Source organism: Roseateles sp. (assembly GCF_047654785.1).
In the GTDB taxonomy this organism is placed as follows: Bacteria; Pseudomonadota; Gammaproteobacteria; order Burkholderiales; family Burkholderiaceae_C; genus Pelomonas.
In genome coordinates this window covers 848,450-870,810 of record NZ_JASGKQ010000001.1, presented here as the reverse complement: position 1 = coordinate 870,810, position 22,361 = coordinate 848,450, and the positions used below count along the sequence as shown (strand labels likewise).

Annotated in this window: 16 protein-coding genes; 7 read left to right on the top strand and 9 right to left on the bottom strand. The window is 72.2% G+C overall.

Annotated features, from left to right (window positions below; genetic code table 11):
• Nucleotides 1–44 precede the first annotated feature (44 nt).
• The gene (locus tag QM788_RS04110; protein WP_415660181.1) at nucleotides 45–1,013 is read left to right on the top strand and encodes an OmpA family protein; all 969 of its coding nucleotides are present in this window, start codon (nucleotides 45–47) and stop codon (nucleotides 1,011–1,013) included.
• A 177-nt stretch (nucleotides 1,014–1,190) separates the two neighbouring features.
• On the opposite strand, the gene QM788_RS04105 is transcribed toward QM788_RS04110, so the two are convergent.
• From QM788_RS04105 to QM788_RS04085, 5 genes are read right to left on the bottom strand one after another with little or no spacing between them, the layout of a single operon-like run.
• Nucleotides 1,191–3,059, bottom strand: coding sequence for a glycoside hydrolase family 35 protein (locus QM788_RS04105; RefSeq protein ID WP_415660180.1), 1,869 nt, complete (start codon nucleotides 3,057–3,059; stop codon nucleotides 1,191–1,193).
• Nucleotides 3,056–4,279: a metallophosphoesterase gene (locus QM788_RS04100; protein ID WP_415660179.1), complete on the bottom strand. Its 1,224-nt coding sequence runs from the start codon at nucleotides 4,277–4,279 to the stop codon at nucleotides 3,056–3,058. Before QM788_RS04100 ends, QM788_RS04105 begins: the two co-directional genes overlap by 4 nt.
• Nucleotides 4,266–5,621, bottom strand: a complete 1,356-nt coding sequence (locus QM788_RS04095; RefSeq protein WP_415660178.1) for a Gfo/Idh/MocA family protein — start codon at nucleotides 5,619–5,621, stop codon at nucleotides 4,266–4,268. Before QM788_RS04095 ends, QM788_RS04100 begins: the two co-directional genes overlap by 14 nt.
• 5 nt (nucleotides 5,622–5,626) lie before the next feature.
• On the bottom strand, nucleotides 5,627–8,599 hold the full coding sequence (locus QM788_RS04090; protein WP_415660177.1) for a TonB-dependent receptor plug domain-containing protein: 2,973 nt from the start codon (nucleotides 8,597–8,599) through the stop codon (nucleotides 5,627–5,629).
• Nucleotides 8,600–8,631: 32 nt separating this feature from the next.
• On the bottom strand, nucleotides 8,632–12,024 hold the full coding sequence (locus QM788_RS04085; RefSeq protein WP_415660176.1) for a TIM-barrel domain-containing protein: 3,393 nt from the start codon (nucleotides 12,022–12,024) through the stop codon (nucleotides 8,632–8,634).
• A 413-nt stretch (nucleotides 12,025–12,437) separates the two neighbouring features.
• Here QM788_RS04085 and QM788_RS04080 point away from each other — a divergent pair, with 413 nt between their 5' ends.
• The 6 genes from QM788_RS04080 (at nucleotide 12,438) to QM788_RS04055 (ending at nucleotide 19,669) form a co-directional block, all read left to right on the top strand.
• Nucleotides 12,438–13,610, top strand: coding sequence for an SIS domain-containing protein (locus QM788_RS04080; protein ID WP_415660175.1), 1,173 nt, complete (start codon nucleotides 12,438–12,440; stop codon nucleotides 13,608–13,610).
• 150 nt (nucleotides 13,611–13,760) lie between these two features.
• A complete protein-coding gene (locus tag QM788_RS04075) occupies nucleotides 13,761–14,696 on the top strand; it encodes an ROK family protein (RefSeq protein WP_415660174.1) in 936 nt (311 codons plus the stop codon).
• Nucleotides 14,693–15,982 carry a D-tagatose-bisphosphate aldolase, class II, non-catalytic subunit gene (locus QM788_RS04070; protein ID WP_415660173.1) on the top strand — a complete coding sequence of 430 codons (1,290 nt, stop codon included), beginning with the start codon at nucleotides 14,693–14,695 and terminating at the stop codon, nucleotides 15,980–15,982. Before QM788_RS04075 ends, QM788_RS04070 begins: the two co-directional genes overlap by 4 nt.
• Nucleotides 15,982–16,746 (top strand): DeoR family transcriptional regulator, encoded by a 765-nt coding sequence (locus tag QM788_RS04065; RefSeq protein WP_415660172.1) that lies wholly within the window; start codon nucleotides 15,982–15,984, stop codon nucleotides 16,744–16,746. The genes QM788_RS04070 and QM788_RS04065 overlap by 1 nt, the downstream gene beginning before the upstream one ends.
• Nucleotides 16,747–16,751: 5 nt before the next feature.
• Nucleotides 16,752–17,876, top strand: a complete 1,125-nt coding sequence (locus QM788_RS04060; RefSeq protein WP_415660171.1) for an N-acetylglucosamine-6-phosphate deacetylase — start codon at nucleotides 16,752–16,754, stop codon at nucleotides 17,874–17,876.
• Nucleotides 17,873–19,669: an MFS transporter gene (locus QM788_RS04055; protein WP_415660170.1), complete on the top strand. Its 1,797-nt coding sequence runs from the start codon at nucleotides 17,873–17,875 to the stop codon at nucleotides 19,667–19,669. Before QM788_RS04060 ends, QM788_RS04055 begins: the two co-directional genes overlap by 4 nt.
• Before the next feature lie 5 nt (nucleotides 19,670–19,674).
• On the opposite strand, the gene dnaB is transcribed toward QM788_RS04055, so the two are convergent.
• The 4 genes from dnaB to priB form a co-directional block, all read right to left on the bottom strand.
• Nucleotides 19,675–21,096, bottom strand: a complete 1,422-nt coding sequence (dnaB, locus tag QM788_RS04050) for a replicative DNA helicase (protein WP_415660169.1) — start codon at nucleotides 21,094–21,096, stop codon at nucleotides 19,675–19,677.
• A 154-nt stretch (nucleotides 21,097–21,250) separates the two neighbouring features.
• Nucleotides 21,251–21,703 carry a 50S ribosomal protein L9 gene (gene rplI, locus QM788_RS04045; RefSeq protein ID WP_415660168.1) on the bottom strand — a complete coding sequence of 151 codons (453 nt, stop codon included), beginning with the start codon at nucleotides 21,701–21,703 and terminating at the stop codon, nucleotides 21,251–21,253.
• Nucleotides 21,704–21,715: 12 nt separating this feature from the next.
• Entirely contained in the window at nucleotides 21,716–22,006 is a 291-nt protein-coding gene (gene rpsR / locus QM788_RS04040; RefSeq protein ID WP_415660167.1) for a 30S ribosomal protein S18, read from the bottom strand.
• A 28-nt stretch (nucleotides 22,007–22,034) separates the two neighbouring features.
• On the bottom strand, nucleotides 22,035–22,346 hold the full coding sequence (gene priB, locus QM788_RS04035) for a primosomal replication protein N (RefSeq protein WP_415660166.1): 312 nt from the start codon (nucleotides 22,344–22,346) through the stop codon (nucleotides 22,035–22,037).
• Nucleotides 22,347–22,361 lie beyond the last annotated feature (15 nt).

Sequence of the window (22,361 nt, the reverse complement as noted above, 5' to 3'; positions counted from 1 at the left end):
CCGCGCCACGCCAATCCGGCACACACCCGCCGAAGAGGGGATCCATGAACGCACGCCACCTCGGCTCCGGGCTGCTGCTCCTGCTCGCGGCGGCCGCCGCCCAGGCCCAGAAGGCGCCCACCGAGCTGCGCGGCGCGAGCGACCATCCGCTGGTGTCGCGCTATGCCGGCGCCGTGCTGCAGGACGCGGCGCAGGAGGGCTTCGCGGCCGTGGCGGTGCCCGCGTCGCCGCGCGGGCCGGACCAGGCGGCCGCCGTCGAAGGCCGCGTCAACGCCTATTTCTACATCGCCCCCAAGGAGCGCAGCGCGCTGGAGGTGTTCCGCAACTACCAGGCGGCGCTCGCGCAGGCGGGCTTCACGACGCTCTACACCTGCGAGATGGCGGCCTGCGACAAGGCGGGCATCAAGGACCGCTTCGCCAGCAGCGTCGTCGCGCCGCGCAAGTGGCAGGCCAAAGGCATCCCGCCAGCCGGCTCCATCGACCGGGACGTGCGCTTCGCCAGCGCCAGGCTCAGCCGCAACGGGCAGGACAGCTATGTGCTGCTGTTCGTCGCCGAGCCCAATTCCATCTGGGGCGCGCCGGCCGTGGTGCAGCTGGTCGTCGAGCCCGCCGCGATGGAGGGCGGCAAGGTGGTGGTCAACACCGACGCGCTGCGCAAGGCGCTCGGCGCCGAGGGCCGGATCGCGCTGTACGGCATCTATTTCGACACCGGCAAGTCCGTGCTCAAGCCCGAGTCCCGGCCCCAGCTCGCCGAGATGGCCAAGCTGCTGCAGGCCCAGCCGGCGCTGAAGGTGCACATCGTCGGCCACACCGACAACCAGGGCACGGTGGCCGGCAACCTCGCGCTGTCGCAGCAGCGCGCGGACGCCATCGTCGGCGCGCTGGTGCAGGAGCACCACATCGACGCGAAGCGGCTGTCCGCGCGCGGCCTGGCCAGCTTCGCGCCGGTGGCCAGCAATGGGTCCGAGGCCGGCCGGGCCAGGAACCGGCGCGTCGAGCTGGTCGAGCAGTAGCGCCCGCCGCCGGGCTCAGAGCTTGAGAGCTTTTCGGCCGTGGCCGAAAGGCGCGTCAAAACGCCCCCGATCTAGGCGCAAAGCACAGCCATAGCTCGGGCCATGGCGAGCATTTGCAACGACGAGCGGGGGCGTTTTGGCGTGCAAGGCGGGCAGGGATGAAAGGCTCTCAAGCTCTCAGCGCGCGGCGGCCGGGCCCGGGGTGTCGTAGACCGGCTCGGCCAGGCCCTGGAGCGTGGTCGCCGTGTGCGGTTCGGTGGCCAGCACGAGCACCTCGTTGGCGCCCGCCTTCAGCCAGGAGGCGGGCAGGTAGAGCGTCTGCTGCGGGCCGATGTGCCAGAAGCGGCCCAGGTGGTGGCCGTTGACCCAGACCTGGCCCTTGCCCCAGCCGCGCGTGTCCAGGAAGCTGTCCACCGGCTGCGCCAGCGGCAGCGTGCCACGCCAGAAGCCGGGGGCGCCGGCCTCCGGCGCGGCCCCGGTGGCCGGCAACCGCCGCAGCGACGCGGCGTCCAGCGGCAGCGGGTGGACCGTCCAGCCCTCCAGCACCTGCTTGTCCAGCCGCACCGCGCGCGTGATGCCCTTGTGCTCGTCCACCATGCGAACGCCGAAGCCGATGCGGCCCATGGCCTCGACGAGCAGGTCCAGCTGCGTGCCGGCGGGCAGGTCCACCGCCAGCGCCTTCTCTCCCTTGCGCCGGTCCAGCCGGCCGATGACGCGGCCGTCGGCGAGCACCGTCGCCTGGTCGCGCAACTCGTCCAGCACGAGCTGGCCCTTGGCCGCCGCGTCCAGCCGCTTGCGGTAGAGGATGTAGCCGTGGTTCTGGCCGAACTCCTCCATCGGCCGCACCCAGCGCGAGGCCTGCGGTCGGGACAGCAGCGCCAGCTGCTCCAGCAGGCCGCCGGCCGGCTGCAGCGCGAAGGCCGGCAGCGCCTGCGGCCGCGGCGGCACGGGCACCGGCGGCAGCGGCTCATTCACATGCCGGGCGATGACCTCGCGCAGCGCCTGGTACTTGGGCGTCGGGCGGCCGGCCTCGTCGAGCGCGGCGTCGTAGTCGTAGCTGGTGGTGTCGGGCTGGTAGGGCTCGGCGGCCGAGTAGTTCGCGCCGGCCAGCCAGCCGAAGCTGGTGCCACCGTGGAACATGTAGAGGTTGAACGAGACGCCCTGCGACAGCATCCCCTCCACCGTGCGCGCAGCGTCTTCGGGGCTGGTGCGGTGGCGCTGCTCGCCCCAGTGGTCGAACCAGCCGGCCCAGTATTCGCCGGCCATGCGCGGGCCTGCCGGACGCCACGCGGCCAGCGCGTCGATGGCGGCTTTGGCATCGCCCGGGCCGCCGCCGAAGTTCACGACCGCCGGCACCTCGGCCAGCGTGCCGCCGTCGAACAGCCACGCGGCGCCGCCGTCGGAGGTGAACAGCGGCGCGTCGAAGCCGGCCTCGCGCATCTGCGCCTGCACGGCGCGCAGGTAGTCGCGATCGCGGCCGAAGGAGCCGTATTCGTTCTCCAGTTGCAGCATCAGGATCGGGCCGCCGCGGCTGCTTTGCAGGTCGCCCACCTCCTGCGCCAGGCGCTGGAAGTAGCGCGCGCTGGCGGCGAGGTAGCGCGCATCCATCGAGCGCACGCGCAGCCCCGGCGTGCGCAGCAGCCAGGCCGGGAAGCCGCCGAAGTCCACCTCGGCGCAGACATAGGGGCCGGGCCGCAGGATGACGTGCAGCCCTTCCTCGGCGGCCGTCTCGATGAAGGCGCGCAAATCGTTCTGGCCGGAGAAGTCCCACTGCCCCGGCTCGGGCTCGTGCTGCGACCAGAAGGCGTAGGTGGTGACGGTGTTCAGCCCCATCGCCCGCGCCATGCGCAGCCGCTCGCGCCAGGCGGCGCGCGGGATGCGCGGGTAGTGCATCTCGCCGGAGCGGATGACGAAGGGCCGGCCGTCGAGCAAGAACCGCGCGCCGTCGATGGCGAAATGCGGTACCGGCGTGGCCGCCGGTGCGGCGGGCGCGGCCAGCGCGAAGGCCAGCAGCAGGCCGGCCGCGAGCGTGGGGGGGAACTTCAAGGCAGGGCTCCGTTGAGGGTGGGGCCGGCGCGCGTCAGCGCGCGGGCCGGTATCTTCAGGGTGTGGACCGGCGCGCCGCTGCTCGTCACCACCTCGACGGTCAGCAGCCGCGCGGTGGCCTCGACGCGGGCGAGTTGGTCCTGGCCCAGCACCAGCAGGTGGTAGCCGTGCGCGGCGTCGGGCGGTGCGTAGGAGAACTCGTGGTCGTGGCCGGCCAGCACCAGGTCAACGCCGGCCTGATTGGCCAGCGCCCGCCAGGCCGCGCCGCCGTCCGGCAACCAGCCCCAGTCGCCCTGGTGCATGGCCACCACGCGGAAGGGCGCGCGGGCCAGGTGCGCGTCGCTGCGCACCTGCTCGCGCAACCAGGCCAGTTCGGCCTCGCGGTAGGGCACGGTGCGGTTGAGCTGCGCGTAGACGTTGGTGTCGTCGGGCTTGTCCTCGCCCGTGTCCAGCACCATCAGATGCACCGGCCCGATGGCCCGCGCGTAGTACAGCCGCCCTTCCGGCGTGGGCACGTAGCCGGCGAACTGGCGCGCGAAGGGGCCGCGCAGTTCGTGGTTGCCGCGGGCGAACAGCAGGGGCTTGCCCGGCCCCAGCGCGGCGATGGTGGGCCGCAGCCAGTTCCTGAACACCTGCTCCTCCGACGCCACCCAGTCGAAGGCGTCGCCCAGGTGGATCAGCGCGTCGGTGCGGCGCCAGTCGATCAGCTTCATCAGGCGGCGGATGCGGCCCGTGTCCTCGTGCGTGTCGGTCATCACGGCGAAGGCGGCGCGGGGCTGCGCGGCGCTGAAGGTCGTGAAGCTCGCGGCCTCGCTGCTGGCGCTCAGGCCCTTGTCCGGCCAGTAGGGGTTCAGCTTGACGACGCGGGTGGCGATGGCCTCGTAGCCGTAGCGCGTGCCCGGCGTCAGGCCGGTGACGGTGACGACGTGCCGCAGGCCCACCGGCACCAGGCCGTCCACCTGCGGCTCGACCTCGCGCACCGTCGCCCCTTCGGTCAGGCGCAGCCGGGCGTGGCTGGGCGCATCGGTCATCCAGACCGCCGTCACCGCCGTGTCGGACAGCGCCACCAGGTACGGCCCCTCGGTGATGACGGGCCGGGCGTCGAACACCCGGTAGGGCTCGGCCTGGGCCCGCGCGCCGCCCTGCGCGCCCAGCAGCGGCAGGCCCAGGCACAGCGCCAGCAGCCAGCGCCGCAGGCCGGGCCGCTCAATAGCGGTCATCGAACGCGAAGATCGGTTGGCGCGTCTTCCACTGGCCTTCGGTGAAGTCCGGGAAGGCCAGCGTCCTGAAGCCCTCGGCGATGGACTGCTCGGACAGCGGCGTGATCGCGCTCCAGGCCACCGCGTCGTAGATGTCGATGGGCATGGGCGCGTCGGCCTTCAGCGCCTCGACGAAGGCGTGGATGACGAAGAAGTCCATGCCGCCGTGGCCCGCGCCCTCGGCCGACGCGGCGTATTTCTTCCACAGCGGATGGTCGAACTGCGCGCCGTACTTGGCGAAGGGCTCCCAGCGGTGCGGCGGACTGATGCCTTCGACGTGGACGCTCTGGTTCACGTCCATCCACAGCCCCTTGGTGCCCTGCACGCGGAAGCCCAGCGAATAGGGCCGCGGCAGCGAGGTGTCGTGCTGCAGGATGATGGTCTCGCCGTTCTCGCAGGCCAGCGTCGTCGTCACCAGGTCGCCGAGCGCGAACCTGACCTTGGCGTTCGGGTGCTGCTTGCCGCCCTGCGCCTCGACGTACTCGTGCAGCCCGCGCGCCTTGGACGCGAAGCTGTTGATGTGCGTGAAGCGGTTGCCGCGGTGGATGTTCGCGACCATCGCGCACGGGCCGATGCCGTGGCTGGGATACAGCTCGCCGTTGCGCCGCACCGAGTGCTCGGTGCGCCAGCGCGCCTCGCTCCAGCCCTTGGCGCCGAACTCCGCGCCGCCGCCATAGGGCCGGGCCGGGTCGCCGCTGTTGAACTTCACGGCGCGCAGGTCGTGCTGGTAGCCACCCTGCAGGTGTACCAGTTCGCCGAACAGGCCGGCGCGCACCATCTGCAGCACGGCCATCACGTCGCGGCGGTAGCAGACGTTCTCCAGCAGCATGTAGGGCGTGCCGGTGCGCTGCTGGGTGCGCAGCACGTCCCAGTGGTCCTGCAGCGTGATGCCGGCGACGACCTCGCAGCCCACGGCCACCCTCGCCTCCATCGCGGCGATGGCCATCGGCGCATGCCACTCCCAGGGCGTGACGATGAGCACGGCGTCCAGGTCCTTGAGTTCGAGCAGTTGGCGCCAGGCCTGCACGTCGCCGTTCTCGCCGAAGACCTGCGGGCGCGGCTTGCCGGCCTTCTCGACCCGGGCCAGCGCCTGCTTGAGCATCAGCGGCTCGATGTCGCACAGCGCCACCACGTCCACGTCGTCGCGGTGCAGCAGCAGTTGCAGCTGCGGCTGGCCGCGCAGGCCGGTGCCGATCACGCCGACGCGCAGGCGCGGCCGGGCGGCGGCGCGCGCCGGGGCGGCCAGGGCGGCGCCGCCGAGCGCGGCGGCCGATCCGTTGCGGAGGAAATCTCGTCGTTGCATGGCGATCACCAGAATTTGTAGCTTGCGCTCACGTTGTAGCTGCGGCCGAACAGGTTGAGGCTGTGGTTGTAGCCTTCCCAGCCGTTCGGGTCGTAGTAGGGCATGCGGTTGAACAGGTTCTTGATGTTCAGGCCCAGGTCCAGGTGCTTCACCGGCTTCCAGTTGAAGCCCAGGTTCACCGTGTGGAACGACGGCGCACCGCCGCACAGATTGGCCGGCAGCGAGACGTCGGCGCCCTTGCAGGTGCCGGGGTTGTTCTTCTCCTCGTCGACCACGTCATAGGCCCACTTGGTCTTGCCGGTGTAGTTGACGAACAGGCTGGTCACCAGGTTGCCGTAGCTCCAGTCGGCGTTCAGCGTTGCGCGCAGCCGCGGCGAGCCGTAGTAGCCGACGTAGTTGTTCGAGAAGCCGCCGCCGTCCTCGTAGTTGTAGGCCTCGCGATTGCGGATGGACACCGCCGCGCCCAGGCCCAGGCGGCCCCACGGGCCCAGCGAATGCCGGCTGCGCGCATCGATGTCGAAGCCGTCCACCAGCGTGCGGCCGCGGTTCAGGTAGCTGGTGGACAGGCCGGCGATGTTGCCGGCCGAGTAGCCGGGCAGCACGGCCGGGCAGACGCCGGCGTTGGCCGGGTCCGCGCACATCGCCGCCACGGCCGCGACGTTGGCGCGGTCGGCGTCGGAGATCGGGAAGCGCACCACCTGGCTGGCGCCGGCGAGCGAGGGCCCGTACTGCTCGGCCAGCTTGCGCAGCAGCTCGCTCGGGTCCTGGCGGACGATCTCGTCGCGGCGGTAGACGAACCAGTAGTCCATCGACAGGCTCAGGTCCTTCCAGGGCTCGAAGACGAAGCCGATGGTGGAGATCTTGGCCGTCTCGGGCTTGAGCGCCTGGTTGGGCGGCGTCAGGCCGCCGATGGTGCGGCTGCAGTCGCTGTTGGCCAGGTTCTTGCCGAGGTCCTTGTCGGTGGGCGACTGCGACTTCTTCAGCAGCTCGGCGATGGCGTTGGTCTCGTCGCAGCGCAGCGTGTCCTTGATGCCGCCGAACTGCGCGTAGACGCCGCCCTCGCCGGCCTCGGCCAGGCTGGGCGCGCGGAAGCCCTCGGAGTAGGTGCCGCGCAGCAGCAGCTCGGGCGCGGCGCGGAACTTCAGGCCGACCTTGGGCGCCAGGTTGGCCTTGAAGTGCGGGTACTTGTCCAGGCGGGCCGCGACGTCCAGCTCCAGGCTCTTCGTGATCGGCACGATGGTCTCGCCGAACACGGCGCCCACGGTGCGCTTGCCGTCGAACCACGAGCCGCCCTGCTGCGTGATGAGGCCGTTGGCGGCGTCCTGGTTGCCCGGCGTGTAGAAGCTCTCGCGCATCAGGCTCGCGCCGAAGGCCGCGCGCACCTCGCCGGCGGGCAGCCGGCCCAGCGTGCCCTCGATCTTGGCGTCCCAGGTGATGAGCTTGGTCCAGGACTGGATGTCGAAGGTCGGGAAGGCCTCGCGGATCAGCGCCGCGTTGGCGTCGCTGATGACGCCGAACTGGTAGGCCGGGTTGTCGGCGATGTAGGTGCGGCCGGTGACCGGGTCGGTCGTGAACGGGCCGAAGGCCTTCTGGAAGCCGTTCAGGTTGATGTTGGTCGTCTGGTAGAGCACCGAGTGGCTGCCGGCGACGCTCAGCGCGCTCTCGAAGTCCCAGTCGCCGAAGACCGTGCCGCGCACGCCGGCCAGCGCGCGGTAGCTGTCGTCGGTGTTGGTCTGGCCGAAGTGGCCGGTGGCGTCCTGCAGCAGGTAGGTCAGGCCGGCGGCGCCGCCCATCTTGGCGGCCATGTCGGCCTCCAGGTGCGACTTCACGTAGACGTTGTTCGGGCCCAGCCACGGCGTGGCGAAGGTGTTCAGCGTGTTGCCGGTGTTGCGCGAATACCAGCTCGACGGCGCGCCGGTGGTGGTGCTGAACTGGCGCGGGCCGTTGTCGCCGTGCATGTCGATGCGGGTGTAGGCGGCCTCGGCAAAGCCTTCCCAGTCGCCGCCCAGCTTCAGCCGGCCGTTGACGTAGCCGGTGCTGCGCTTGGAGCTGGGGCCGGTGTCGAGCTGGTAGGGCAGCGTGTTCCACACGCAGCTGGTGCCGCCGGAGGTGGCAACGGCCGTCGGGCAGCCGCCGACGGCGCGGCGCACGATGGCGTTGTTGCTGGCCGCGTCGACGACGAACAGCGTGCCCGGGTTCACCGTGCCCGGCTCGCTGCCGACGCCGATGCGCATGTTGGGGATGAAGTTCGGGTTGTTGACGTAGAAGTGCGCGGGCCGCTTGTCGTAGGTGTCGGCCAGCGAGATGCGGTCGCGCTTGTACAGGTTCAGCGAGGCGTAGACGCTCCAGCCGTCGCGGTCGAAGTCGCCCGTGCCCCACAGCACGCTGCCCTGGTGCTCGCCGTAGGCGCTGACCCGGGACGACCCGTCGGTGCTGACGCGCGCCTCCAGGCCCTCGTAGCCCTTCTTGGTGATGACGTTGATGACGCCGGCCACCGCGTCGGAGCCGTAGATGGCCGAGGCGCCGTCGGTCAGCACCTCCATGCGCTCGATGGCGGCGGCGGGGATGGCGTCGATGTTGACGAACATCGTCTGGAAGCCCATCGGCGCGCCGTAGTAGGACAGGCGGCGGCCGTTCAGCAGCACCAGCGTGCCCTGCGCGCCGAGGCCGCGCAGGTTGGCGGAGGAGGCACCGTCGGAGCCGGTGAACATGGAGCGGAAGTCCTGCTGCTGCGCCGGGCGCGCGGCGGGCAGGTTGTCCAGCACCTGCAGCAGCGTGCGGGCGCCCATGTTCTCGATCTGCTTGGCGTCGATGACCTGCACCGGCGACGCGGTCTCGGCGTTGATGCGCTTGATGCTGGAGCCGGTCACCTCCACGCGCTCGATTTTCTGCGTCGCGGCGGCCTCGTCGTCGGCGGCCAGCGCGGATGTACACAGGCCGGCGCTCATCAGCACGGCCATCAGCTTCGTCGGTTTCATGGGATCTCCTGGGGGTGGATCGTGGAACACCTTCAGCGCGGCTGCGCCGAACTCTCGCTTGCTCGTCGGGCGGGTGCGGGCTGCACCTCGTCCCCTTGCTGGCCCAGCAGCCGGGCGTTGGCCCAGTTGCCGCAGACAGCCTGCGGCCGCGCGCCGCGCGCGCCCAGCGTGCGCAGCTCCAGGCGGCGCAGGCCGCGCACGTCCAGCTCGGGCTTGACGACGCCGGGCGCCTGCACGAAGCCGCTGTCGTACAGCAGCCGGCCGTCGCCCCAGACCTGGAACTGCATCCCGCCGGCCGCGCGGCAGCTGTCGTCGATGCCGAGGTCGGCGCGGAACAGCTGCCAGTGGCCGCGCAACTGCAGCGCCAGCGCCTGGCCCGGCTTCATGCCCACACCCTTGCGGAACTGCAGGCCGTTCATGCGCATCGCGGCGGCGGCGCTGGCGGGCTTGTCGCGGGCGATGGCCGGGGGCAGCGCCAGGTCGGACAGCGGGCGCGACAGCGGCTTGCCCTCGGGCGGCCGGGCCTCCAGCACCTTGAAGCTGGACAGCGCGATCGGCCCCACGTCGGCCGGCACGAAGGCGTTCACGGCCCGGGCGGCGGGCTCGCCGCGGTCCGCGGCGGCGCCCTCGCCGTCCGGGTTCTGCACCGACAGCACGCGGAAGCGCAGCAGCCGGCCGGCCGTGGCCGGGAAGGCGATCTGCTGCGCGCCCTGCGCCAGCTGCAGGCGGCCGCGCGCGGCGGGCGCGCCCCAGTCGCCGTTGTTGTCGGCCAGGTAGACCTCGTAGTCGCGCACCTGGCCGTGCTTCCAGTGCTGGTCGTTGCGCGGCGCGAGTTCGATGCCGTCGATCAGCCGGCGCTCGCCCAGGCTCAGCGTCCACTCGTGCGGCCCGGTGCGCAGCGCCTGGTTGCGGGTGGTGCGGAACCAGGTGTCGGGCTGGTCGTCGAAGGCGTTTTCGAGCGGATGGCCGGGCTCCTCGGCCGGGCGGTTGACGACGACGAGGCTGTCGCTCGGCACCGCGCGGCCGGCCTCGGGCGCGGCGGGGAAGTCGTCGTCGCGCTCGGGCGCGGCCCGCACGCCGGCCAGCGTGAAGACGAGCGCGCGGCGGATGTCGTGCTTGCCTGCCTTGACGTGGATGCTGCCGTGGCGGTCGGCGGCGTCGAAGCGCCAGCCGGCTTCCACCGCATCGAGGTCGGCGACCTGCGGCAGCGCCTGGCCGTCCAGTGCCACGGCCGTGGGCGCCTGCCGGCTGGCGACGCGCAGCGAGTAGCCGCGCGCGGGCTCCTGGCCGGCGTAGCTGCCCTTCACCGGGTCGATGCTGACCGTGAGCCGGTCGCCGTCCAGCCGCATCGCCAGGCGCTGCGTGCTGAAGGCGCCGTCCTGGTAGCGGCGGGTCAGGCCGTCGTCTTCGTAGAGATCGAGTTCGGACGGCTGGGCGTCGGGGTAGAGGTCGAGCGTCAGCCGGTCCTTCGGTTTCTGGCCGTCGAACAGCACCTCGGGGTACATCGGCAGGACGGCCCCGGCGCGCACGAAGACGGGCAGCTTGTCGAGCGTGACCTGCAGGTCGAGGTCGCGGCCCGCCGCGTCGGCGCGCAACTGGCGGCCGTCCCAGTAGTCCAGCCACCTGCCCTGCGGCAGATGGATGCCCTTGCGCCAGCCGCCGCTCGCCGCCTGGCTGCGGAACACCGGCGCGACGAGCAGGTCGCGGCCGAGCAGGAACTGGTGCTTGTAGGCCTCGCCGGCCGCCTGGGGGTCGGCCGCGTGGTCCCACATCAGGCCGCGCACCAGCGGCGCGCCGCTCTGCTCGGCCTCGCGGGCCAGCGTGTACATCAGCGGCGTCAGGCGCAGCTTGAGCTTCAGGTAGCGGCGGTTGATCGAGCGGTAGGGCTCGTCGAACCACCAGGGATGCTTGCGCTCGGCCGCGGCCCAGCCGCTCATGCCCATCAGCACGGGCGTGAAGCTCTTCCACTGCAGGTCGCGCGTGAAGGTCTCGGGGCTGCCGCCGAAGATGCCGTCCACGTCGCCGGTCGCATAGGCCTGGCCCGACAGGCCCGAGCCGATCAGCGTCGGGATGTGCCAGCGGATGTAGTCCCAGCTGCCGGACTGGTCGCCCGTCCAGGTGACCGCATAGCGCTGCGTGCCGGCCCAGCCCATCACCGTCCACAGGAAGGGGCGGGCGTCGGAGTTGTCGAGGATGCCGTCGTGGGCGAGCTTGTTGGCGTCCAGCGAGAACTGGTAGCCCTGGCCCGTCCAGGCCACGTCGAGCTTCTGCGCGCGGGTGCCGGCCGTGCCGACCTCCCACTTGATCTTGTCCACGCCGTTCTCGGTCCACAGCCCGGTCTTGAAGCCGTACCGGGCCAGGCCCTGCACGGTGGCGGGCAGATCGGTGTAGCCGCAGCCGTAGCCGTCGTTGGGCAGGATCCAGCCGCCGGGCATGTCGTGCTCGCGGTATTTTTGGGCCACGCTGGCGATGACGTCGGGCGTCTTGCCGGTCGGGCCGTCGCTCCAGCCGGCGGGCACGCTGCCGGGCTTCTTGACGTTGTCGCCGTCGTTGTAGCAATCGGCGTCGCCGTATTCGAGCGCCCAGCGCGGCAGCAGCTTCGCGCGGCCGGTCAGCTCGGTGTAGGCGGCCAGCACCTCGTGCGGGCCCTTGCCGACGAAGTAGTAGGCGTCGAAGCGGCCTTCCTCGTGCTCCAGCGTGGCCTGCTCGTCCAGCCGCAGGTCGTAGCTGCCATTGCTCCAGGTGTTGCGCAGCATGCCCCAGCCGCGCGAGCTCATCAGGAAGGGCGCGGGGCTGGGCCGGTCGCCGTCCTCCCAGCCGCCGGAGTAGGACACCGCCAGCTCGCGGCCCTTGAACTCGAAGCGGCCGTTCTGCTGGCCGCCGCCGTAGAAGCGCTCGTCGGCCGTGCTGGAGAGCGTCTGCACGGCGCGCTTGTCGGCGAGGTCGAGGGGTTGCAGTTCCTGCCAGAGCGCGTCGCCATTCGCACGCAACAGCTCCAGCCGCAGCGGCGCGCGGTGGATGCGCAGCGTCAGCGCGGCGGTCTGGATGTCGACGTGGTCGGCCTGCTCGGCGACGCGGTGCTCCACCGCCGCCCACTGGCGCGGCAGCACGATGGGCGCGGCCTGATTCCCCGCGCCGCTCAACCGGCCCTTCGCGCCCGCCTGCACGTGGACCAGGTCGGCGCGCAGCAGGCTGATGCGCAGCCGCGCGCCGCTGCTGGTGCGCAACTCGAAGGCGGTGGCCGCGCCGTCGTCGCCGGGCGCGGCGCTGGCGGCGCCGGATGGGGCCGGCGCGGCGTCCAGCGCCAGCAGCCGGCCCACCGGCGCGGCCTGCGCCCCGGCCACCAGCAGCGCCGCCGCCCAGGCCACGGCCGCCTGCGCCACCGCGCGCCCCGCCTTCGACTTGCCGTTCGCTGCTGCATCCATGCCGTGTCCTTGTGCAGCCGCCGTGACGCGGCCCGATCCGAAACAATGCGCAAACTCTAGAAATCAATCCGAAAGAAGTCAACGCAACATGGCATCTAGTCGAAAGTTAAAGCACTTTATCCGGGTAATCCATGAAGAAAATTCGACCAAAAACTTTCGATTTGCACGAAGATTGCAGCGAAAACTTTTCATCAGGCTTCAAAAAAGCAACAACAGTGGCGCGCCAGCCGGGCAGTCGGCGGCCGGTTTCCTGAACATCTCGTGACGGGTCGCACGAACATCCCCGCGCCCATCGCCCACGGTTCGCAAGTTCTTTTCGCTGAAATCTTTCGTTTTATCGCGTTTCTTTTGTTTTATTTGACAATACGAAAGCCAGGCGCTACCGTAGGACGGCCCTCAGCCCACCGCACGCCATGACCTCTCTCCTGCACCGCGACCGCAACGACTGGCAGCGCCTCGGCGGCCTGCACACCGCCGAGGAAATCGCCCACCAGCCGGCCATCTGGCGCGCGCTGGCCGCGAGCCTGGCCGCGCAGCACGAGCGCCTCGACATCTTTCTGTGGAGCGCGCTGCGCAACCCCGGCCAGCGCATCCTGCTGACCGGCGCCGGCAGCTCCGCCTACATCGGCGAGATGGCCGCCGAGGCGCTGAACGCCGCCTGGCCGGCCGAGGTGCGCGCCATCGCCACCACCAGCCTGCTGACCCACCCCGAGCTCTACCTCGACCCCGCGCGGCCGACGCTGCTCGTCTCCTTCGCGCGCAGCGGCAACAGCCCGGAGAGCCTGGCCACCGTGGAGCTGCTGCGCCGGCGCGTCGCCGAGCCGCGCTTCCTGAACATCACCTGCAACGCCGACGGCGAGCTGATGCGCGGCAGCACCGGCCGCGACGACACGCTGAACCTGCTGATGCCCGAGGGCAGCTGCGACCGCGGCTTCGCGATGACGAGCAGCCTGTCCACGATGCTGCTGGCCGCGCTGGCGGCGCTGGGCGCCGGCCCCTGGCCGGAGCGGCTGGGCCGCGTCATCCGGCTGGCCGAGCTGGCCGAGGCCGCGCTGCGCGACTGGGCCGCGCCGGTGCAGCGGCTCGCGGAGCGGCCGGCGCAGCGCATCGTCTACCTCGGCAGCGGCGCGCAGGAGGCGCTGGCCAGGGAGGCGGCGCTGAAGGTGCTGGAGCTGACCAGCGGCCGCGCCGTCGCCATCGCCAACACGCCGCTGGGCTTCCGGCACGGGCCGAAGTCGCTGCTGAACGGCGACACGCTCGTGCTCGTGCTGCGCAGCCGCGGCGCGGTGGCGCGGCGCTACGAGGCCGACTTGGTGCGCGAGCTGCGCCGCGACGGCGTCGCCGCGCAGGTGCTGACGCTCGGCCCCGACGACGCGGCCGAGGGCCTGCCCGCCTGCCTGCCCGTGCCCGCGCTGGACCAGCCGCTGGACGGCACGCTGGACGACGCCTGGCTGTCGCCGCTGTGGCTGATCGCCGCGCAGCTGCTGGCGCTGGACATGTCCGCCGCGCTCGGCCTGACGCCGGACAACCCCTTCCCGGACGGCACCGTCAACCGCGTCGTGCAGGGCGTCACGATCCATGGCTAGCCCCTCGCCCAGTCTCGCATCGCTGAACGCGAGCGCGTCCGGTCGGTCCCCCGAGGGGACGGCGATGCTTGCGGCATCGAGCCGCAAGCACATCGCCACAGGCGGGCCGGCTTGGGGCGGCCCGGCGCGCGGCCCGCAACACCCCCGGCGATGAGTCCCCTGTTCTTCGGCCTCGACATCGGCGGCACCAAGATCGAGCTGGCCGCCTGCGACGCCACGCTCGCCGTGCTGCACCGCGAGCGCATCGCCACGCCCGGCGCGGACTTCGATGCCTTCGTCGCGCAGACCGCCGCGCTGGTGCGCCGCGCCGAGGCCGCGCTGGGCCGGCCGGCGCAGGCCGTCGGCCTCGGCATGCCGGGCGTCGCCGACGCCGCCACCGGCTGCCAGCTCAGCTCCAACGTGCCGGCGCTGAACGGCCGGCGCGTCGCGCCCGCGCTCGCGGCGGCGCTGGGCCGCACCGTGCATCTGGGCAACGACTGCCAGTGCTTCGCGCTGTCCGAGGCCCAGGGCGGCGCGGCGGACGGGCTGCCGAGCATGTTCGGCGCCATCCTCGGCACCGGCGCGGGCGGCGGCTTCTGCGTCGGCGGCCGGCTGCTGGCCGGCTACAGCGGCCTGGCCGGCGAATGGGGCCACGGGCCGGCCAGCGCCGCGCTGCTGGCCGCGCATGGCCTGCCGGTGCTGGACTGCCCCTGCGGCCTGCGCGGCTGCCTGGAGCGCTATGTGTCGGGCAGCGGCCTGGCGGCGATCCACCGGCTGCGCGGCGGCGATGCGCGCGATGCCGAGGCCGTCCACGCGCTGGCCGCGCAGGGCGACGCCGCCGCGCGCGCCGCGCTCGCCATCCACCTCGACCTGCTCGCGCAGGGCCTGGCCGGCCTCGTGCTCGTGCTGGACCCGCACGCCATCGTGCTCGGCGGCGGCCTGTCCAAGCTGCAGCGCCTGTACGACGAGCTGCCCGGCGCCATCGCCCGCCACCTGTTCCGCGGCGCGCGCGTGCCGCCCGTCCTGCCGCCGCGCTTCGGCGACGCCGGCGGCGCACGCGGCGCCGCCCTGCTGGCCCGCCAGCGATTCACCCCCTCCGCACCATGACCTCTCCCCTCCTCGAACGCATCGCCGCCCACCGCCGCGGCGAATGCGCCGGCCTCTACGCCGTCTGCTGCAGCAACACCCAGGTGCTCGAAGCCGCGATGCAGCTCGCCCGCGAGCGCGGCGGCCTGCTGCTGGTCGAGTCCACCTCCAACCAGGTGGACCAGTTCGGCGGCTACACCGGCCAGACGCCCGCGCAGTTCCACGCCAGCGTGCAGGCGATGGCACAGGCCCAGGGCCTGCCGGCGCAGCAGCTCGCGCTGGGCGGCGACCACCTCGGCCCGAACGCCTGGCAGCACCTGCCCGCCGCCGAGGCCATGGGCCATGCACGCGAGCTGATCCGCGCCTACGTCGCGGCCGGCTTCCACAAGATCCACCTGGACTGCAGCATGGCCTGCGCGGGCGACCCGGCGCGGCTGCCGGACGAACTGGTCGCGCAGCGCGCCGTCGAACTCGCCGCCGTCGCCGAGGCCGCCGCGCACGACGCGGACCGGCCCGCGCCGGTCTACGTCATCGGCACCGAGGTGCCGGTGCCGGGCGGCGAGGCGGCGCTGGGCGGCGGCGTGGCCGTCACCACGCCCGGGGCCGCCGCGCAGACGCTGGAGGTGCACCGCCAGGCCTTCGCCGCGGCCGGCCTGCGCGAGGCCTGGCGGCGCGTCATCGCGCTGGTCGTGCAGCCCGGCGTGGACTTCGACCACAGCGCCGTGCAGCACTACGACCCGGCCGCCGCGCGCGCGCTGTCGGCCTTCATCGAGGGCCAGCCCGGCCTGGTCTTCGAGGCCCACTCGACCGACTACCAGACCGAGGCCTCGCTGCACGCGCTGGTGCGCGACCATTTCGCCATCCTGAAGGTCGGCCCGGCCGCCACCTTCGCGCTGCGCGAGGCCTGGTTCGCGCTGGCCCACGTGGAGCGCGAGCTGCTGCCGGCCGACCGGCAGTCGCGCTTCATCGAGACGCTGGACGCCGCGATGTGCGCCCAGCCGCGCCACTGGCTCAAGCACTACCCGGGCACGCCGGAGCAGCAGCGGCTGCTGCGCGCCTACGGCCTGAGCGACCGCAGCCGCTACTACTGGGGCGAGCCCGCCGTGCAGGCCGCGCTGCGCCGGCTCGCCGCCAACCTCGACGCGGCCGCGCCGCCGCTGGCGCTGCTGAGCCAGTTCCTGCCCGAGCAGGCGCAGGGCGTGCTGGAAGGCCGGCTGCCCGCGCGCGCCGAGGCGCTGGCGCGCGACAAGGTGGCCACCGTGCTGGCCCGCTACGCTCGCGCCTGCGAAACCAACACCGCCCCCTGATGCGCAACACCAGCCAACGCCGCGAGCAGATCCTGCAGTTGCTCGTCAAGCAGGGCGGCGTGCAGGTGGCCGAGCTGGCCGCGCTGACCGGCGTGTCGGCCGTGACCATCCGCACCGACCTCGCGCAGCTCGAAGCCCAGGGCCTGGCCACGCGCAACCACGGCGGCGCGACGCTGGTGCGCACGCCGCCGCAGGAGCAGAGCGTGCAGCAGCGCGACCACCTGAACGCCGCGCTGAAGGACGCCATCGGCGCGCGCGCCGCGCAGCTCGTGCAGCCGGGCGACAACATCCTGATCGACTCCGGCACCACCACCGCCACGCTGGCCCGCCACCTGCTGGACCTGCGCGACGTGAGCGTGATGACCAACGGCCTGAACATCGCCTGGGAGCTGGCCAACGCGCCGGGCGTGGACCTGATGCTGACCGGCGGGCGGCTGCGCAAGCAGTCGCTGTCCTTCCAGGGCGCGCAGGCCGAGGCCAGCCTGAACGCGTACAGCTTCGACACGCTGTTCCTCGGCGTGGACGGCTGCGACCTGCAGTTCGGCCTGACCACCCACGACGAGGGCGAGGCCAGCCTGAACCGCCGCATGGTGGAGCGCTCGCGGCGGGTCGTCGTGCTCAGCGACGCGTCCAAGTTCGGCCGCGTCAGCCTGCACCGCATCGGCCTGCTGGAGCAGGTGGACACCGTCATCACCGACGCCGGCATCAGCCCCGAGTACCGCGACGGGCTGGCCCGGCTGGGCATCGAACTGATCCTGGCATGAAGCCCATGAACCTCATCGAAGGCCGCATCCTGACCCCCGACGGCTGGCTCACCGGCCGGCTGCGCTTCGACACCCACGTCCGCGCGATCGAGGCCGATGCCGGCGTGCGCACCGACCGCCTGGTGCTGCCCGGCTTCATCGACCTGCACGTGCACGGCGCGGCCGGCGTGGACATCATGCAGGGCGGCGGCGCGGCCACCACCGTCGCCCGCGCGCACGCCCGCCACGGCACGACGCTGCTGCTGGGCACGACGATGACGGCCCACGCCAGCGACATCGAGCGCGCGCTGCACGGGCTGCGCGGCGCCATCGCCGCCAAGGCCGCCGACGGCGCGCGCGTGCTGGGCGCGCACCTGGAAGGCCCCTTCATCAGCCCGCACCGCCTCGGCGCGCAGCCGCCGCTGACCGTGCCGGCGACGCTGGAGGCGGTGCAGCGCCTGCACGCGATCGCGCCACTGCGCGTGCTGACGCTGGCGCCCGAAATGCCCGGCCACCTGGCGCTGATCCCGGCGCTCGCCGCGCTGGGCATCCGCGTGCAGATCGGCCACAGCAACGGCAGCTACGAGGACGGCGCGGCCGCGCTGGCGGCCGGCGCGAGCGGCTTCACGCACCTGTTCAACGGCATGACCGGCCTGCACCACCGCGAGCCCGGCATCACCGGCGCGGCGCTGGCGCATGCCGAGTACGCCGAGCTGATCCCGGACCTCGAACACGTCGCCCCCGGCGCGCTGCGCGCGGCGTTGCGCGCCATCCCGCGCGCCTACGCGATCACCGACGCCACCGCCGCCACCGGCATGCCCGACGGCGAGTACGCGCTCGGCCCGCAGCGCGTCTACAAGTGCGCGGGCTGCGTGCGCCTGGCCGGCGGCTCGCTGGCCGGCAGCGCGCTGACCATGGACCAGGCGCTGCGCAACCTCGTCGAACTGGGCGAGGACCTGGCGCTGGCCTCGCAGCGCTGCGCGCGCTTCCCGGCCGACTACCTGGACCTGGCCGACCGCGGCCGCCTGGCCCCGGGCGCCTGGGCCGACGCGGTGGTGCTGGACGAGGCGCTGCGCCCGCGCCAGGTCTTCAGCGAAGGCCATGCCATCGACCCCGACGACGACGCTTTCCGAGACAAGGACCGCCGATGACCTCCGCCCCCACCGCCGGCGCGCCGCAAGGCTCGCGCTACATGCGCTACCTGCTCTTCATCGCCGGCATGGGCGGGCTGCTGTACGGCATCGACATCGGCATCATCGCCGGCGCCCTGCCCTACCTGGAGTCCACCGCCGTCGCGGCCTGGAAGCTCAGCGCGCAGCAGCTCGGCTTCATCGTCGCGGCGGTGCTGCTGGGCAGCGTGCTGTCGTCGCTGTTCGCCGGCGCGCTGGCCGACGCCGTCGGCCGCCGCGCCGCCATGGTGCTGGCCGGCGCGCTGTTCACGGTCAGCATCCCCGTCATCGCGCTGGCCGACGGCTATGTGCCGCTGCTGCTGGGCCGGCTGCTGCAGGGCGTCAGCGGCGGGCTGATCGGCGTGGTCGTGCCGCTGTACCTGGCCGAGTGCCTCAGCGCCGACCGGCGCGGCCGCGGCACGGCCCTGTTCCAGCTGCTGCTGACCATCGGCCTGGTCGTCGCCGCGCTGATCGGGCTGGTGCAGGCGCGCACCGTGGAGGCCGCCACCGCCGCCGCGCAGGCGGCCGGCGGCGATGTCGAGGGCGCGCTGTTCGCCGCGCGCGACCAGGCCTGGCGCAGCATCTTCTGGATGAGCCTGGCGCCGGGGCTGGTGTTCACGCTGGGCGGGCTGGCGCTGTCGGAGTCGCCGCGCTGGCTGCTGCGCCGCGGCCGCGCCGACGCCGCGTTCGCCGCGCTGCGCCGCGGCATGCCCGAGGCGCAGGCGCGCGCGACGCTGGCGGCCATCGGCGGCGGCGACGCGGCCGCCACCGCCGCGGCCGGGCGCGAGCCGCTGCTGAGCCGCCGCTACGTGCTGCCCTTCCTGCTCGCCTGCCTGGTGCTGGCCTGCACGCAGGCCACCGGCATCAACTCGGTGCTGTCCTATGCGGTGACCATCCTGAACGCCGCCGGCCTGCCCGGCTCGATGGCGAACTGGGCCGACGTGGCGATCAAGCTGCTGAACGCCGCCGTCACCGTGCTGGCCGTCAGCCTGGTGGACCGCAAGGGCCGCAAGTTCCTGCTGATGCTGGGCAGCGGCGGCATCGCCGTGTCGCTGCTGGCGGCGGCGCTGCTGTTCCAGTCCGCCGAGTCGCAGCTGCGCGACGTGGCGCCCGCGCTGCAGGCGCGCCAGCAGGGCGACGCGCTGGCGCTGCGGCTGGACGACGCGCAGTGGCGCGCGCTCGGCGCCGACCCGGCCGGCGGCGCGCAGATGCTGACCGTGGCCTGGTCCTACGGCGAGTTCAGCAACGTGCAGACGCTGCGCAGCGACGCGGGGCCGGCGACGCTGCAGATCCGCCGCGCCGACACGGTGCAGCCCGACAACGTCATCGGCGCCTTCTTCCGCCGGCTGCACCTGAACCCCTTCGCCGACCCGGCCGCGTCGGCCGGCGCGCCGCTGCGCATCGACTCGGCGCGCCTGGGCGCCGTGCCCAGCGGCACGCACGGCACCTGGGTGGCGGTGTGCATCCTGGCCTTCGTCGCCTTCTTCGCGGTGGGGCCGGGCGTGTGCGTGTGGCTGGCGCTGTCGGAGCTGATGCCCACGCGCATCCGCTCCAACGGCATGAGCATCGCGCTGCTGATCAACCAATTCGTCTCCACGTCCATCGCCGCGCTGTTCCTGCCCACGGTGGGCCAGCACGGCTACGCGGCGATGTTCTATTTCTGGGCGGGCTGCACGCTGGTCTATTTCCTGACCGCGGCCTTCCTGCTGCCCGAGACGCGCGGCCGCACGCTGGAGGAGATCGAGGCCTTCTTCGCCCGGCGCGGCCGCGGCTGAGCCGCTCAGTACTCGTCCCGGTCCCCGCCCGCATAGCCGGGCGCCAGGTTCTCGAACTTGGTGTGCATGCGCTGGAAGGCCAGCTTCACGGTGCCGACCGGACCGTTCCGCTGCTTGGCGATGATGATCTCCGCGACGCCCGGCTCCTTGCACTCGTCCTTGGTGTAGTACTCGTCGCGGTAGATGAACATGATGATGTCCGCGTCCTGCTCGATGGCGCCGGACTCGCGCAGGTCGCTCATCATGGGCCGCTTGTCGGGCCGCTGCTCCACCGAGCGGTTCAGCTGCGACAGCGCGATCACCGGGCACTTCAGCTCCTTGGCCAGCGCCTTCAGGCCGCGCGAGATCTCGCCCAGCACGGTGGCGCGGTTCTCCTCGCTGCCACCGCCGTTGCCGCTCATCAGCTGCAGGTAGTCGACGACGATCAGCCCCAGCTGGCCGCAGATGCGCGCCTGCCGGCGCGCGCGCGCACGCACCTCGGACGGGCTCAGGCCCGGGCTCTCGTCGATGAAGATGCTGGCCTTGCCGAGCTTGTCCACGGCCTCGGACAGCCGGCTCCATTCGTCGTCGCGGAGCTGGCCGGTGCGCAGGTGGCTCTGGTCGATGCGGCCGATGGAGCCCACCATCCGCAGCGCCAGCTGCGCGGCGCCCATTTCCATCGAGTAGATGACGACCGGCAGGCCCTCGTTGATGGCGACGTTCTCGGCGATGTTGACGGCGAAGGCGGTCTTGCCCATCGACGGCCTGGCCGCCAGCACGATCAGGTCGCCCGGCTGCAGGCCGGCGGTCTGGCGGTCCAGGTCGAAGAAACCGGTGCGCACGCCGGTCACGTCCTGCGCGCCGCTCTCGGCCAGCTCGTTGACGCGGTCGATCAGCGCGACCACCAGTTGGTCCATGCTCTGGAAGCCCTGGCGGCTGCGCGAGCCCTCCTCGCCGATGCGGAAGATCTTGCCCTCGGCCTCGTCGAGGATCTGCGTGACGGCACGGCCCTGCGGGTTCAGCGCGGCGGTGGCGATCTCGTCGGACGTGGCGACCAGCTTGCGCAGGATCGCGCGCTCCCGGACGATCTCCGCGTAGCGGCGCAGGTTGGCGGCGCTCGGCACGCTCTGCGCCAGCGCGTTCAGGTAGGCCAGGCCGCCGCACTCCTCGGCGCGGCCGACCGAGGTCAGCTCGTCGAAGACGGTCACCACGTCCGCCGGCTTGCCCGCGTTGATGAGCTTGCCGATGGCCGCGTAGACGTGCTTGTGCTCGAAGCGGTAGAAGTCGCTGTCGGTCAGCAGGTCGGCGGCCTTGTCCCAGGCCGAGTTGTCGATCAGCAGGCCGCCGAGCACGCTCTGCTCGGCCTCCACCGAATGCGGCGGCACGCGCAGCCGCGCGACCTCGTCGTCGGGCGCTGCGGAGGAGGAAGCGGGAAAGATCGCTGACATCGCCTGTGGATAAAGCTGTGGACGGACTGGGGGCGGCCGGTGGACCGGGCGGGACAACCCGGGCCAGAAAGACCGAAGGCCGAAACCTCGACGGTATCGGCCTTCGTTCGATGATGCGGCGGCGGGGCGCCGCCGCCCATCAGGGGAAGCGAGATTACTCGGTTTCCGGGACCACGTGGACGTTGATGTCGACGACCACGTCGGTGTGCGCGGCCACCTGGACCGGGAACTCGCCCACGGTCTTCAGCGGGCCGTTGGGCAGGCGCACCTGGGACTTGGCGACGGCCGTGCCGGCCTTGGTCAGCGCGTCGGCGATGTCGGCGTTGGTCACCGAGCCGAACAGGCGGCCGTCCACACCGGCCTTCTGGGCGATGCGCACGGTCGTGCCGGCCAGCTTGTCGCCCAGCTTCTGGGCTTCGGCCAGCTTCTCGGCGGCGATCTTTTCCAGTTCGGCGCGCTTGGCTTCGAATTCCTTGATCGCGGCTTCGGTCGCGCGGCGGGCGGCCTTGGTCGGGATCAGGAAGTTGCGGGCGTAGCCGTCCTTGACCTTGACGACGTCGCCGAGGTTGCCGAGGTTGGCGACTTTTTCGAGCAGGATCACTTGCATGTCGTCAGCTCCTTAGACCTTGTGCTGGTCGCTGTACGGCAGGAAGGCCAGGAAGCGCGCGCGCTTGATGGCGACCGTCAGCTGACGCTGGAAGAAGGCGCGCGTGCCGGTCAGGCGGGCGGGCGTGATCTTGCCGTTCTCGGCGACGAAGTCGCGCAGCGTGTCGATGTCCTTGTAGTCGATCTTCTCGACGCCGGCGACGGTGAAGCGGCAGAACCGCTTGCGGCGGAACAGCAGCGACTGTTGGTTGCGCTTGGGCTTCTTGTCCTTGGAGAAGCGACCTTTACCACGGGGCGGGGGCATAGTGGACCTCTGTTAAATCTATCCGGATTCAAATGTTGCCAGGCTCGGCGGGCGCAGCGGGCTCGATCACGGTGACGTGGGCGATGAAGCCCCGGCCGTTGCGCTGGTGGGTCAGGAAGCCGCGGAAGACCGCATGGCCACCCACCCCCAGCGCCTGCAACTCCCTGGCCACCTCGCCCACCGCGACCGCCTTGATCTCCAGCGAGACCTTGCGCGGCTTGCCGGCTTCGATGACTTCGGACTCGGCCTTGAGGGCGGCGTCCAGGGCCATCAGCCCGGCGGGGGTGTAGCGAACTTGGCCGAGTTGCTGGATCTGCGCCTGCAGGTGAAGCTGGTTCACGCGCCGGCGCTGCTG